Below are 13,730 nucleotides of genomic sequence, written 5' to 3'. Positions count from 1 at the left end.
CTAAATACTCACGGCAAGACGGTCGCCCGGGGCGCTCAGTCCTCCATCGCTTCCAATTCGTCGATCATGCCGGAGATCATGCTCAGCCCCTTGTCCCAGAAGGCCGGGTCCGAGGCATCGAGCCCGAAGGGTTCCAGCAGGTCCTTGTGGTGCTTGGACCCGCCCGCCTTGAGCATGTCGAAATACTTGGTGCGGAAGTCGGGATCGCCTTCTTCGTAGACCGCGTAGAGCGCGTTCACCAGCCCGTCGCCGAAGGCATAGGCGTAGACGTAGAAGGGCGAGTGGACGAAGTGGGGGATGTAGGCCCAGAAGGTCTCGTAGCCGTCCATGAACTCGAAGACGGGGCCGAGGCTTTCGCCCTGCACGCTCATCCACAGATCGCCGATCTCGTCCGGGGTCAGCTCCCCCGCCTTGCGCGCGTCGTGCAGCTTGCACTCGAAGTCGTAGAAGGCGATCTGGCGGACGACCGTGTTGATCATGTCCTCGACCTTGCCGGCGAGCAGGATCTTGCGGGTGGCCTTGTCGGGGGCGGCGTCGAGCAGTTTGCGGAAGGTCAGCATCTCGCCGAATACGCTGGCGGTTTCGGCAAGCGTCAGGGGGGTGGAGCTGAGCAACTCGCCCTGGCCCGCGGCGAGGACCTGGTGGACGCCGTGGCCCAGTTCGTGCGCGAGGGTCATGACGTCGCGCGGTTTGCCCAGGTAGTTGAGCATGACGTAAGGATGCACCTCGGCCACGGTCGGGTGGGCGAAGGCGCCGGGGGCCTTGCCCGGTTTGACGCCCGCATCGATCCAGCCGCGGTCGAAGAACGGCTCGGCGATGCGGGCCATTTCCGGGTCGAAATCGGCGTAAGCCTCCAGCACGGTCGCCTTGGCCTCGTCCCAGTCGACGATGCGATTGTCTTCGCGGGGCAGGGGGGCGTTGCGGTCCCAGACCTGCATCTTGTCGAGCCCCATCCACTTGGCCTTCAGCGCGTAGTAGCGGTGCGAGAGCTTGGGATAGGCGGCGACGACCGCGTTGCGCAGGGCCTCGACCACCTCGGGCTCCACGTGGTTGGCGAGGTGGCGTCCGGCCTGGGGCGTGGGCAGGCCGCGCCAGCGGTCGGTGATCTCCTTCTCCTTGGCCAGCGTGTTGTGGACGCGGGCGAAGAGCTTGATCTGGCTGCCGAACTGGGCGGCGAGCTCGCGGGCAGCGGCCTCGCGCTTGTCGCGCTCCGGCTCGGACAGGAAGTTGAGCGTGCCCTCGATATTGTAGGCCTCGCCGTCGACCTCGAACATCATGCCGGCGATGGTCTCGTCGAAGAGCCGGTTCCAGGCGGCCGCGCCCACGGTGGAGCTGTCATGGAGGAACTTTTCCAGCTCGTCGGAGAGCTGGTAGGGCTTCATCGCGCGCAGGCGGTCGAAGATCGGCTTGTAGCGCGCGAGATCAGCGTTGGCGGCAAAAAGCCCGTCGAGATGGTCGTCCGGCAGGCGGTTGATCTCCAGCGTGTAGAATACCAGCGGCGTGGTGTAGGTGGTGATCTTGTCCTGGGCGTCGGCCATGGCCTTGGCGCGCTCGGCATCGGTGGTGTTCTGGTAATAGCGCAGGCCCATGTAGGACATCAGGCGGCCGGAGACCGTGTCGATCCGCTCGTAGCGCAGCACGCAGTCGAGCATGCCCGCGGCGTCGAGGTCCGCCAGCTTGCCCTCGTAATCGGCGGCGAAGTCGCGACAGGCGGCCTCCAGCCAGTCCATGTCGCGCTTGATCTCGGGGGCGTCGGGGGCCGGGTAGAGGTCCGACAGATCCCAGTCCGGCAGCGCCCCGAGGTTCTTGCCCCCGGTGTCGGTGGCGGCGTCGCGGAGGGGCGTGGGGGCAGGGAAGGGCAGGGGGTGCATGGGCGGTCCTCTTGTTGGCTTGGGCTAGAGGTAAGCCGGGAGGGGCGGGGGCTCAAGCGGGGAAGGGGATTTTGCGTATAGGTTGGGGCGGTTCAGAGCGGACCTTGACGGTAACCGCAGCGAATGATCGCTCCGAGCCCATAGGAGAAGTCTCAATATTTCGCTGCGTGCGCACGCAGCACAGACTTCTCTGCATCTGCACAATTCCTAACATGTTGGCGCAAGACGGAGGAACCGGCCGTTTACCAGCAATGCCATAACTCCTCTTAGGGCAAGAGCCACATAGTTATCCGAAAGTGATTCATGGACGCTTCGATATCGAGCGAAATGATCCGGCTGGCCACTTTGTTGCGGCCCGCCGGCTTGTTTGTCAGTTGATCACCTCAATGGCTTTGGCTGATTTATTGCGCTGCGATCGAGGAGGCTTCTTCATCCCGCTCGCCAAACCCCTTGGGGACAGGCAGGTCAGGCAAGCCAGCAGCCCGCTTTTGCAACGCACGCCCAATGACCACACGGCTGATTTCCGTTGTGCCATCGACGATCCGCAGCATCTGCGCCAGTCGCGACAAACCGTCGAGGCCATAGGGTTGCAACAACCCCATGCCGCCTAGCACCTGCGTGCAGGTATTGGCAGCCTTCACAGCGGCATCCGGGACAAAGCGTTTTGCATGTGCGGCCATCAACGGGCCGTCGGGGGTGCCAAGTGCCTCGGCGGCTCTGCGATAGAGCAGCTTGGATGCTTCAAGGTCAGTTGCGACTTCGCCCAACATCCATTGGATTCCATCGAGATCGAGGTTCTTACCCCCAAACATCTTGCGGCTCTTGGAATAGGAGAGTGCTGTATCGAGGGCAGCTTGCATCAAGCCACAGCACCCGGACGCGATTGAGACCCGTGCGATGTCAATCGCCATGAGCGAACCCTGCAGACCTTGCCCGATCGGCAGAATGATGTTCTCCTCGCTGACCACAACGTTGTCGAGATACATCTCGGACATGGGCAAGAAGTTGTAGGATGGGGTTTCATACAACGGGCCAAAGCTGATCCCCGGTGCATCTGCGGGAATAGCGATCATTGCCATGTCCTTGTGGCCGGGTGCGTCGCTCGTCTTGACGACCGTAAAGTAAATGTCGGCCTCAGTCGCCAAACTTACCCAAGCTTTTGATCCGCTGATCGTCCAAGTGCCGTCCCCGTTGATCATGGCGCGTGTATACATCTTCATCGGATCCGAGCCGGATTGTGGCTCAGTCAATGCGAAGTTCGCAAGTTTCCGACCCGCCGTCAGATCCCGCGCCCATTTCTTTTTGAATGCGTCGGTGCCGTACCCGCAACCGGCAAATGTGCAGATGTTGTGCATCGAAAGGGCAAAAGCGTAAGCGCCATCCCCAAGGCCCAGTTGTTCGTAAACTTGTATGCCTTCCGACAAAGGCAGGCCTTGTCCACCCCAATCTTCGGGGGCGTAAAGCCCTGTCAGGCCAGCAGCGCCTGCTTTGTCAGATGCGTCGCGCGGCCACGCCTTTGCTGCGTTCCACGCGTCTACATTGGGCGCTACGACCTCAGTGGCGTGCGTGTGAGCTGCGGCAAGAATGGCATCGAGTTTTTCTGACATGGGAGTGTTCCTTGAGATAGGCGCACACTGTCGCATCCCGCCGTTTTCACAGGAGTGGGAGCAGAGCGTTGCATGTAGCAGTCAATGAGGTTGAGTTCTTTTTTCAAGGCCTCGGATAGCAGATTCATTCGGCTCGCTCTATCTCACGAGGTGACAGTTTATTGTCGAAAAGTGACAGAATTACACGCCGGAGTAAGGCTTGCGTCGATATGAGCTGGGTGTATTGCCAGTCCACCTTTGAAACGCTTTGTGGAAGTTAGCCGCCGACGAAAACCCCACCTCATGGGCGATGGCTTCGACACTATGCTGCCCTGTTTGCAGATGACGGATCGCAATGTCGCGACGTAAGGCGTCCTTGATGGCCTGAAACGATGTGCCGTCGGCCTCCAACTTGCGGATGAGTGTGCGCGGGGTCACGTGCATCGCGGCCGCGGCCTCTGTCAGGTTTGCACTGTCCCAACCCGTCTGGCTCAGATAGGTGCGGACCCGCAAGGACTGGGTATGCACTTGGGACTGGGTAAATATCCAATCCCGGGGCGCGTTTTCCAAAAACAGAGTCAAGTCTGCCGAACTGCGCACCTGAACCGGACCCAAGACGCCAGGACCAAATGCAATCGACGTCGCCGACTGAGCGAACCGCACGGGCGCAGGAAAGATCACTGCGTAGTCTTCCTCGAAGGCTGGCGCCTCGAAGGCGAAACCCACCGCTTTGACGGGGACTTCATATCGGGCCAGCCAGGAAATCAGTCCATGTGCCAGTTTTAGGATCAGCATGTGGCCGAACCGCTGAGCGGCTTGATCGGTCTGCGGCACAAGCTTCAACACCGACACATTATCCGCTTCCGCAAACGAGAATTGGTAATCATCAAGCAGCAGGTTCCAGAAAGTCGAGAACCGGTAGAGTGCTGAGGAAAGGGTTGTCGCTTCGCGGATCGACGTCAGCAAGTGTTGCAGTGCGCGTTGGCGGATGGGGCGGGACCAAAGGCCCATCATCTCATCCTCGGTCTCGACAGCTGCCAGTTGATAGAGACAAACAACTTGATCAAGCGTCACCCTGCCGGTCGGGGCGTCGCAATCGTCTTGAAGTGCGGCGCGTTTCAGGAGAGATCGAAAATGATCCACGCTGCACAGGGGTCGCAGCGCCTGCAGCCAGTCCGCAATGAACTGACTGGAAACTGTTGACAGTTGTGGCGTGCTCTCAGGCGGCATTCCGAGTTCTTCTTTTGCCTTCCAACGCTGCAACGGCAGCACCGGCTAAGACAAGAGGCATCGCGAGTAGAAAGCTGCCGGACAGGGGTAATTTGAAGATCAGCAAATCCGCTAGAACCGGCCAAAGAAGCGCGACATATTCGAACGGCGCTAGACGGGAGGCCTCGGTATAGCTGAACGAGAGTGTCATCGCGATATGCGCGAACCCACCGAAGAGGCCTGCAAGTATCAGCAACATGAGCGTTTGCGAGTCAGGGAATGCCCAGCCCCATGGCAGCGTCAGTATTCCACCGGCCATAGACGCGACCACGAAGTAGAAGGCGATGGCCCCGGGGCTCTCGGTCCGTGTCAAGCTGCGCACCATGATCAGCGCGAAGGCGGTCAGAAGTGCAGTCAATAGTCCAAGACCGATCCCGAGGAACCGCTGCGTATCGACAGTGCCGCCTCCAATGTCGGGCCAGACCAGGACCAGAACACCTGCCAGCCCGAAAGCGAGCCCAATCACACGCCATTTCGTGAGCCGTTCTGACAGAACCACAACGGCTGTGATTGCGGTCAGCACTGGCGCGAGTTGGGCGAGCAGGACCGCCTCGGCCAACGGCAGAAGCGCTACTGAGGCGAACGAGGTGAACATCGCTGCCGCCCCGAAAAACGACCGCACCAGATGACCGATGGGGCGTTTGGTGCGAAGACCGCCAGGAAATTCATGGCGCACCATCAGGAAAATCACGAGTGGAATAAGCGCAAAGAAGGATCGGAAGAAAACGATCTGACCAAGCGGAGCGGCGTCGCTTAGGGCCTTCACGCAGACGACCATGCCGGTAAACAGGACCCCTGACAGGATGCGCAATGCGATCCCAAGAGATGGATTGTCAGGCCTTGTCACGTCTTTGCATCCTGCTCGGCGAGCGCATCCCGCAGGGCATCGCCGGCCAGATTGATCGCAAGAACCGAGACCACAACACACAGCCCGGGCCAGATCATTTGCAGCGGGGTAGAACGCATGTGAATCCGCGCATCCAGGAGCATCGTTCCCCATTCCGGCATAGGGGGCTGCACACCGAACCCCAGAAACCCAAGTGTGGAAATTCCAAGGATCGCGCGAGCGAGCATGCCGGTCCAGACAACGGTCAGCGAAGGCAATAGCGACGGCAGATAATGCCAGCGCGCAATCGCAAGTGGCGAAAGTCCCGCAAGCTGTGCTTGCACAACGTATCCCCTGTTGCTGATGGACAGACCAATGCCGCGGGCCACGCGGGCATAACGCATCCAACCTGTCACGGTGAGAGCGAAGATGAGGGAGCCTGTGCTTGCCCCGAGAACACCCGCAATGACCACCGCCGCGATAAGCTCGGGAAAGGCCAGGAACGTGTCCGTTGCGCGCATGGCAATCCAGTCGGCCACACGACCACCTTGGGCTGCAATCAGTCCTATGGTCGTACCGATGATCAACCCCAGCAGCGACACGACGAAAGCCAGACCAAGCGACCAGCGCGCGCCGTGAAGAAGCCTAGAAAGGATATCACGGCCAAGTGCATCCGTTCCCAGAAGCCATTCCCCACCCGGCGGTCTAAGCCGGTTGGGAATGTTGATGGCGGTCGGATCATGGGGCGCGAGCATGGGGCCGAATATCGCAAGCAGCGCGCAAACGGTGACGAGAACATAAACGCTACGCATCGCGCCCACTCACTCTGGGATCAAGGCTGCGATAGATCAGGTCGATGGCAAGGTTTACCACGACAAAGACAACCGCAGCCAGAATGACAACAGCCTGCACCTTTGGGAAATCGCGCGCAAAGATGGCGTTTACGAGAAAGCTTCCGAGACCGGGTCGCGCAAAAATCACCTCAACCACGACAAGCCCTTCCAACAGGAAGGCGAGTTCCAGACCGAGCACGGTGACGACGGGCACGGCAGCGTGGGGGGCGACGTGGTCGCGGGCAATGTCGCGGCGCGCGACGCCCCGTCTAGTGAAGGCTGGCAGGAAAGGCTGTCCGCGTGCCTCCAGAATGCCCGAGCGGATAATGCGCGTGAGGGACGCGGCAACACCAAACCCCAGCGTCATTGCGGGCAAGATGCTGTGTGTGGTCGTTTCGGCCCCCATGGCAGGCAACCAGCCAAGCTGCACGGCGAAGAGCAGGATCAACAGCAGCCCAAGCCAGAAAGCCGGGATGGCGACGCCAACCGAGGCCAGGGCAACGGCCCCGCGATCCAGCCAACTGCCGGGTCTGCGCGTGGCAATCAGGGCAAGGGGGACAGAGACGGCCAAGCCGAGTGCCAAGCTCACGAGCGCAAGCGGAAACGTGTAGGACATCGCCGTCACAAGGTCAGGCCAGACGTCTCGGCCATTGACGGAAGACTGACCAAAATCACCCTGCATAAGCGGGGCAAGCCAGGCCCAGAAGGCTGTCCAGAACCCGTCGTCAAACCCGGCCTCGGCCCGGATGAAATCCAGAACCTCTTTGGATACGTTCTGGCCATAGCGCGCTTCTGCAATCGCCAAAGCAGGGTCGCCTGGTGCGTGCCACAATAGTGCGAATGTCGCCAAAGCCGCGCCGGTGAGAACGACCAAGGCGCGCAGCAAGAGACCCGCAAAGACGCCAATCATGCGACACGCTCCAATGCACCAAGGGCGAAGGCGGCATCGCGGAGCGTGCGTCCATAGTCGGTCTGCGGTGCTTCGACAAAAGCTTGCGCGGTCGCTAACTCTTCGATCCGCCCCGCCCGCAGCACGGCAATCTCATCCGCGAAGGCGGCGGCATATCCCAGATCATGAGTCACGATCAGCGCTGCAAAGCCTTCCTGTTCTTGCATATCGGCGATCAGACGCGCGGTGTGTTTTTGCGTGACGGCATCGAGGGCGGACAGCGGCTCATCAAACAAGATCAATGGTGGGGCAGCGGTAAGAGCGCGAAGGATGCCCACGCGCTGTGCCTGCCCGATGGACACCTGATCGGGACGCCGGTCCAGAAGGTCGGGTCGAACTTCAAGAGCGCGGCACAGCGCCGCCAAACGATCCGTGTCCAAAGCCAGCTTCTGAGCCATGACAGGTTCCATGACAGAGCGACGGAGCGACAGGCGCGGATTAAACGCCGCGCGCGGTTCCTGCATGACGAGCGCGGGACGGCACTGCGAGACCGGTGCACCATTCCACGACACGCTTCCCGCTGAGCACCGGACCAACCCAAGGATTGCGCTGATGAGGGTGGACTTGCCCGCGCCGCTTTCGCCCACCACCGCCAGCGTGCGTCCCGGTTCGAGTAAAAACGAGACCTCCTGGAGCGTCGTTGAAACGCCGCGCCGGACAGAGATGTTGTCTACCGTCAGCATGGCAGCTCCAGCCAATTCCGGTGGGCGCAAAGGGCCTTGGCGGTTCGTGTTTTCGGCGATGCGAGAAATGCTTCGGTCGGTGCATCCTCTACAATGCGCCCGGCATCCATCACCATCAAGCGCGCGACCCGGCGTGCCGCAAGCCCAAGATCGTGGGTGATGAGCAAGAGCGCCGTTTGCCGATTTTTGAGATAGTCCTCAAGCAAATCCATGGTACCCGCTGCCACCACGGGGTCCAGCGCGGAGGTAGGTTCGTCCATAACCAACAGGTCAGGTGTGCCGATCAAAGCCATGGCGATCACAAACCGCTGCTGCATCCCACGGCTCCAGCACCAGGGGCGTTTGCGAAGGTCGCCCCCTTCGATCCGAAGGGCTTTGAACAGCACCTCGCGGCGCGCGTCGTCCGGGGCTAGACCCAAGGCCCGCTCCGCTTCCCGCCAATGGAACGCCATCGACCGAAGTGGGTCGAGCGCTTCATCCGGGCTTTGCGGCACATGGGCAACGCTGGCTCCTTGCGCGCGCAACGCGTCCACCAGTTCATGCCCAAGGGTCGACTTGCCGGATCCCGAGCTACCTACAAGCCCGACGCGTTCGCCGGGCTTGAAGTCCACATTCGTGGGATGAAGGATGGTGCGACCTGAGCGTTCGGCGCTCAGGCCTTGGACTTCAATCGTCATTCAGCGAAGCGTGTCTCGTGGGTGATCCAGTAGGTCTCGGTCGGGTGGACCTGGTAACCGGTCAGACCGGCACGGGCCACAACGGCCTGGCTCACGTGGAAGACAGGGATAAGCGGGACATCGGTGGCAATGATCTGCTGAACCTCATCGTAAATCCGCTCACGCTCGGCTTGTTCAAACGTGGTCTGACCTTCGACAAGTAGGGCGTCCATCGCGGGATTGGCGTAGTTGCCCGCGTTCGAGCCGCCGTCGCTGGCCAATAGAAAGCCGAGGATCGAACCGGGGTCGCCCTGAGGCAACATCACCCATGCTTGCAGGAACATGTCGCCGTCACCCGCTTTGAGCGCATCGTTGCTGGCGCCGTACTCGCCCACACGCACAGATGCTGTGATCCCGATCTGCTGCAGAAAGGCCTGCGTAATCTCCGCCGTGGGCGGCAGCGCCGCACGCGACGAATAGGTCAGGATCTCGATCTCAAGCGGTTCACCATCAAGCATCCAGGTGCCGCCCTGCTTGACCGCTCCGGCTTCGGCAAGCAATTCCTCTGCCCGTGCCGGATCATATGTGGGCGCGATGTCCGCGGCCCAGCTCTTGCCCTCCGGATAGATGGTGCCTGCTGGCACACCGCCAACGCCGGAAAGAACCGCCTCAACGATGCCGTCCCGGTCAATCGCCAAAGATACGGCTTGCCGGATCAACGGGTTTGCCAGCGGGCCGGACGCTGTGTTCATCGAATAGAAGTAAAGCCGGGCGGTTGGAGCGGTAAAGCCCTGCGCACCCGTTTCCTGGATACGTGCAAAATCGGTTTCGGGGTAGTTGATCACCATATCCACATCACCGGCTTCAAAGGCCAGTGAGGCTGTGGCTGGATCAGGTGAGGCGACAACCCGCACTTCGTCGAAGCCGGGCTCGCCCATGCGATAGTCTGAGTTTGCTTCAACGCGGTAAAGCTGCTCCGGCACAGCCTCACGGAAGATGTAGGGGCCGGTTGCGTTGATTGGGAATGCGTCTGAAGGCGCGCCGAGAATGGCGACACCCGGATCAGACAGGCTCCATTGGAAAGCGGCGTTCGGGCTGTTGGTCTCGAACACCACAAAGCGGTCGCCATCTGCAGACATGCCCGCCAGATCAAGCACACTGGCGATGCGTTTGTTGAACGCAGGGTCCGCTTCATCCGAGATCGGCGCAATTGCATCGATGACCGCCTGTGCCGTCACGGGAGAGCCATCGTGGAATGTCAAACCATCGCGCAAGGTCACACGCCAGGTCGTCGGTGCGGTTTGCTCAATGCTCTCTGCCAGGCGCGGATAGAGGTTCAGGTCATAGTCGATGCCCATCAGCGTTTCTGTGACGCCAGTCTGGTTTGACATCCAGCCGTTGTAGCCTGCACGCGGGTCAGGCACCTCGGCCGTGGGGCCGAATGTAACTGAAATGGTGAGCGTGTCGTCCTGTGCTGCGGCTGGCAAGGCGGTGCCAAGCGCGATTAAGGCAGCGGCGGTCATGCGGGTCAAAAGTGACATAAAGGTTCCTTCAGGTGTTCGTTGGCAGATGGTTGGTGTTTGCGAAGCGGTCGCGCGCCAAGGTGCGGGCTTCCGCTTGCGATAAGGTGGTGAGTGCTTCTTCGGCACTGAGCCCCTTTGCACATGCGCGGTTCCAGACGCGTCGCGCCGATGCGGGGGACCAGGGCAGCGTTGCTTGTGCGAGCCAGTTCCTGAGCGGCGCAGGCAAAGCATCGTAGCTGCGCATCGGGTCAGCAGAACGCCGTTTGCGATGAAGAGAGGTCGATCCGAGGTTGCGGGTCAAATGTGGTCCTCCGGACTATCTACCGCATCCAGCACGAGAACGAGGCGGGTCTCTCCCGTCCCTTCAATGGGGGGCGAGCGATGGAGGAGACCTGAGGCGGGATATTCGGGCCAAAGTGTGCCGCGCAGAAGGATCGGTGCACCCGTTGCAACCGAGAATACTCGCGCCGGGTCCCGGCCGTCTGTTGAAATACCGTATTGAGTGCCTTGGCCCCGATAGGTGCACACAAGTCGCGCTGTGATCGCGTCGATGTGGAACTTGCGGCACGCATTCGTCGTCACGGCCTGAAGGCGCAGCCGCAAATAGGGTGCCTTCATCAACCCGGCGAAGATCCCGGCCAAAGCGCTGATATCGCCGATGAGTTGATCGCGTTCGTGGCAGTCTGGTGCTTCTGCCACATCGCAAAGCGCTGTTACCGCAGATGGGACGGCACTGGCACGCAAGACGATCCGTCCTTGCGGCGATAAGGATGGATTGAGAGTGTCGATCCATTTCTGAAACGTAGGCTCGGGTTGTCTGCGCCAGATCGCACCGGCGCAACCGGGCTGAAGAAATGTCTTGAGGTCTTCCGGCTTGTCCGCGACGGCGACACCGATTGCTGCGTTCCGGACGAGGGCCCGCGCCAGCGTCATGCCGCTTCCTCTAGCCGTCTCCAAGCTGGGAATGGATCCGGATAATCCGGCAGATCATCTGGACCACTTGTCGCCGTAGCGGGAACCAAGCAGGCATCCAGCCGCGCCTTTAGCGCTGGCCAATCGATGCCCGCACCAATGAACACGATTTCCCGCCGTCGATCCCCCCATGGCTCTTGCCAGTGCTGCTGCATGTAATTGCGCGCGCTCTCATGATCGGGCCAACGCTCCTTCGGCACGGACGCCCACCAGGTTCCAAGTGGCTTGACGCTCGACAAGGCTCCGGCGAGCGAGAACTCGGCAACCCATCCGGGTCGTGTGGAAATCCAGAAATGCCCTTTGGCGCGGATCACGCCCGGCAAATCGCCGTTCAGAACGCTCAGGATCTTCTCTGGGATGAACGGGAGCCGCGCGCGGTAGACAAAAGAGGCCACACCATATTCCTCGGTTTCCGGCGTGTGATCAGCGAAGCCATAGAGTTCCTTGGCCCACATCGGATGCTCGTGGGCCTTCTCGAAGTCGAACATGCCGGTATCGAGGATCGCTTCGGCAGCGACATCGGAATGGTCCGTTTCGATAATCTTGGCATCGGCGTTCAAACTGCGGATAATCTTGCGCGCGGCGTCCGTGCGCTCTGGCCCCGCGTCCGTCACCTTGTTGAGGATAACCACATCGGCGAATTCAATCTGCTCGACCAACAGATTGACGAGCGTCCTATCATCCTCTTCGCCCAGCGTCTCGCCACGATCCTTCAGGAAGTCATGGCTGGAGTAGTCATTCAGCAGGTTCACGGCATCGACCACTGTCACCATTGTGTCCAGCCGGGATACGTCCGACAGGCTGTCGCCGAACTCGTCCCGGAAATCAAAGGTGGCCGCGACGGGAAGCGGCTCAGAAATCCCGGTGGATTCAATCAGCAGATAGTCGAAGCGGCCTTCCGCTGCCAACCTTCGCACTTCTTCCAACAGATCGTCCCGCAAGGTGCAGCAGATACAGCCGTTCGACATCTCTACAAGTGTCTCATCGGTCCGGCTCAGCTCCGTGTCTGCCCGCACGAGATCAGCATCGATGTTCACCTCGGACATGTCGTTGACGATGACCGCAACCCGGCGGCCTTCACGGTTGTTCAGAACCCTATTGAGGAGCGTGGTTTTTCCAGCGCCAAGGAAACCTGAAAGGACGGTGACGGGCAGTCGTTGGTCTGTCATAACGCGCTCCAAATCTGATCTAACAGATCACGCAACTTATGCAGTTACTTTACAAATGCAACTGTAAAAGTTACGGTTGGTGCTCGTTTGGAAAAAAATCGCAGATGAAACGCAACTCTCGTCTTTCTCTTGCTTTGCACACGCTCAGCCATATGGCAGGTGAGCCGGACCGTATGCGCACTTCTGCGGATATTGCCGAACATGCAGGGACAAACCCAGTCGTCGTCCGCAGGGTGTTGGGCAAACTCAGAGAAGCCGGCCTGCTAACTTCTGAAAAAGGACATGCAGGCGGATGGCGTCTGGCACGCCCACCTCAGGACATCACGCTCGCCGATGTCTATCTGGCCCTTGATGAGCGGATGGTTGCAACAGGCAACGCCGAAGATGTTCCCGCCTGTTCAATCGAGCACGCACTTCATCGACGCGTTTCGAGCGTTCTTGAAGAGATCGAAGAAAGCCTGGTCCAGAGACTGCGTGAAACGTCGATCTCCGAGGTGCGGGGAGCCTAATGGAGAGCATAAGCCAGACAGCACGCAAATAGATCGCAGGAGACCTGGTTCTTCCTGAAATCGAAGACTGATCTCCTGCAGCAGCAGTCATGGACTGCTTGGAAACAGTGCCAAATTCAGATGTCAATCTGCTCGGCGATGGTCAGGGCATCTTCAAGCTCAACACCGAGGTAGCGAACTGTGCTGTCAACTTTCGTATGACCTAGAAGCAGCTGAACGGCGCGCAGATTGCCTGTCTTCCTGTAAATTGCCGCTGCTTTGGTGCGTCGCAATGAATGTGTACCGTATCCACTCGGCTCAAGACCTATCGCGGTAACCCAATCCCGAACTAACCTCCCATATTGGCGCGTCGAGATGTGAGGGCGATCATGAAACCGGCTTGGAAACATGAACCCGCATCCAAGCATCTCGGGAGATCGAAGCCAAATCATGATCGATTGTCTGGTATTCTCGGTCAATTCGAACCTAACGGGATTTCCCGTTTTGGTCTGGATAACGGACGCCCGTTCCTTGATCTGGCTGGTACTAGCCAGATCTGACACCTTAAGTTTCACAAGATCGCAACCGCGCAATTTGCTATCTATTGCGACATTGAAAAGGGTGAGATCGCGTAGACAGTTCGAAAGCTCCAATCTTGTACGAATAGCCCAGACCTGCCTCGGCCGCAGTGGCCGTTTCTGTCCGACGATGCGGCCCTTGTTCCAAACCTTGCGTCTTGGCGTTACTGCGGGAAGTTGGACTCTTGGCATAGTTTTTCCTCCAAACCACCCGCCAATCCCAACATCAGCACTGCGCTGACAAGACTATCTTACACAACAACGAAAGGCCGGTTTGGCGAACTATTGCGGTTCTCGTTAAGTTTCATTCTGCACTTGCACCAAGAT

The 13,730-nt window shown here is 59.8% G+C and carries 14 protein-coding genes; 1 reads left to right on the top strand and 13 read right to left on the bottom strand.

The window, feature by feature from the left end; genetic code table 11:
• Positions 1-35 precede the first annotated feature (35 nt).
• From DSHI_RS13215 to DSHI_RS13165, 12 genes are all read right to left on the bottom strand, one after another.
• Positions 36-1,871, bottom strand: a complete 1,836-nt coding sequence (locus DSHI_RS13215) for a M3 family oligoendopeptidase (protein WP_012179264.1) — start codon at positions 1,869-1,871, stop codon at positions 36-38.
• A 401-nt stretch (positions 1,872-2,272) separates the two neighbouring features.
• Positions 2,273-3,478 (bottom strand): acyl-CoA dehydrogenase family protein, encoded by a 1,206-nt coding sequence (locus DSHI_RS13210; protein WP_012179263.1) that lies wholly within the window; start codon positions 3,476-3,478, stop codon positions 2,273-2,275.
• A gap of 180 nt (positions 3,479-3,658) precedes the next feature.
• The gene (locus tag DSHI_RS13205; protein WP_012179262.1) at positions 3,659-4,687 is read right to left on the bottom strand and encodes a helix-turn-helix domain-containing protein; all 1,029 of its coding nucleotides are present in this window, start codon (positions 4,685-4,687) and stop codon (positions 3,659-3,661) included.
• Complete coding sequence (locus DSHI_RS13200) at positions 4,677-5,573, bottom strand: DMT family transporter (RefSeq protein ID WP_012179261.1); 897 nt, start codon at positions 5,571-5,573, stop codon at positions 4,677-4,679. Before DSHI_RS13200 ends, DSHI_RS13205 begins: the two co-directional genes overlap by 11 nt.
• Positions 5,570-6,364: an ABC transporter permease gene (locus DSHI_RS13195; protein WP_044027898.1), complete on the bottom strand. Its 795-nt coding sequence runs from the start codon at positions 6,362-6,364 to the stop codon at positions 5,570-5,572. The genes DSHI_RS13200 and DSHI_RS13195 overlap by 4 nt, the downstream gene beginning before the upstream one ends.
• On the bottom strand, positions 6,357-7,295 hold the full coding sequence (locus DSHI_RS13190; RefSeq protein ID WP_012179259.1) for an ABC transporter permease: 939 nt from the start codon (positions 7,293-7,295) through the stop codon (positions 6,357-6,359). Before DSHI_RS13190 ends, DSHI_RS13195 begins: the two co-directional genes overlap by 8 nt.
• Complete coding sequence (locus DSHI_RS13185; protein ID WP_012179258.1) at positions 7,292-8,017, bottom strand: ABC transporter ATP-binding protein; 726 nt, start codon at positions 8,015-8,017, stop codon at positions 7,292-7,294. The genes DSHI_RS13190 and DSHI_RS13185 overlap by 4 nt, the downstream gene beginning before the upstream one ends.
• Entirely contained in the window at positions 8,011-8,694 is a 684-nt protein-coding gene (locus DSHI_RS13180) for an ATP-binding cassette domain-containing protein (RefSeq protein WP_012179257.1), read from the bottom strand. The genes DSHI_RS13185 and DSHI_RS13180 overlap by 7 nt, the downstream gene beginning before the upstream one ends.
• Positions 8,691-10,214, bottom strand: coding sequence for an ABC transporter substrate-binding protein (locus DSHI_RS13175; protein WP_012179256.1), 1,524 nt, complete (start codon positions 10,212-10,214; stop codon positions 8,691-8,693). The genes DSHI_RS13180 and DSHI_RS13175 overlap by 4 nt, the downstream gene beginning before the upstream one ends.
• A 10-nt stretch (positions 10,215-10,224) precedes the next feature.
• Positions 10,225-10,497 carry a DUF6525 family protein gene (locus tag DSHI_RS21795; RefSeq protein ID WP_012179255.1) on the bottom strand — a complete coding sequence of 91 codons (273 nt, stop codon included), beginning with the start codon at positions 10,495-10,497 and terminating at the stop codon, positions 10,225-10,227.
• Positions 10,494-11,129, bottom strand: a complete 636-nt coding sequence (locus DSHI_RS13170; RefSeq protein ID WP_012179254.1) for a DUF1826 domain-containing protein — start codon at positions 11,127-11,129, stop codon at positions 10,494-10,496. The genes DSHI_RS21795 and DSHI_RS13170 overlap by 4 nt, the downstream gene beginning before the upstream one ends.
• On the bottom strand, positions 11,126-12,337 hold the full coding sequence (locus DSHI_RS13165) for a GTP-binding protein (RefSeq protein WP_012179253.1): 1,212 nt from the start codon (positions 12,335-12,337) through the stop codon (positions 11,126-11,128). Before DSHI_RS13165 ends, DSHI_RS13170 begins: the two co-directional genes overlap by 4 nt.
• A gap of 104 nt (positions 12,338-12,441) precedes the next feature.
• Here DSHI_RS13165 and DSHI_RS21790 point away from each other — a divergent pair, with 104 nt between their 5' ends.
• The gene (locus DSHI_RS21790) at positions 12,442-12,846 is read left to right on the top strand and encodes an RrF2 family transcriptional regulator (RefSeq protein ID WP_083768390.1); all 405 of its coding nucleotides are present in this window, start codon (positions 12,442-12,444) and stop codon (positions 12,844-12,846) included.
• A gap of 116 nt (positions 12,847-12,962) precedes the next feature.
• On the opposite strand, the gene DSHI_RS21785 is transcribed toward DSHI_RS21790, so the two are convergent.
• On the bottom strand, positions 12,963-13,595 hold the full coding sequence (locus DSHI_RS21785) for a tyrosine-type recombinase/integrase (RefSeq protein WP_012179251.1): 633 nt from the start codon (positions 13,593-13,595) through the stop codon (positions 12,963-12,965).
• Positions 13,596-13,730 lie beyond the last annotated feature (135 nt).

It is taken from the genome of Dinoroseobacter shibae DFL 12 = DSM 16493 (assembly GCF_000018145.1).
Classification (GTDB): Bacteria; Pseudomonadota; Alphaproteobacteria; order Rhodobacterales; family Rhodobacteraceae; genus Dinoroseobacter; species Dinoroseobacter shibae.
Note: the sequence above shows the minus strand (reverse complement) of the source record. Positions and strands in the feature narration are given on the sequence as shown.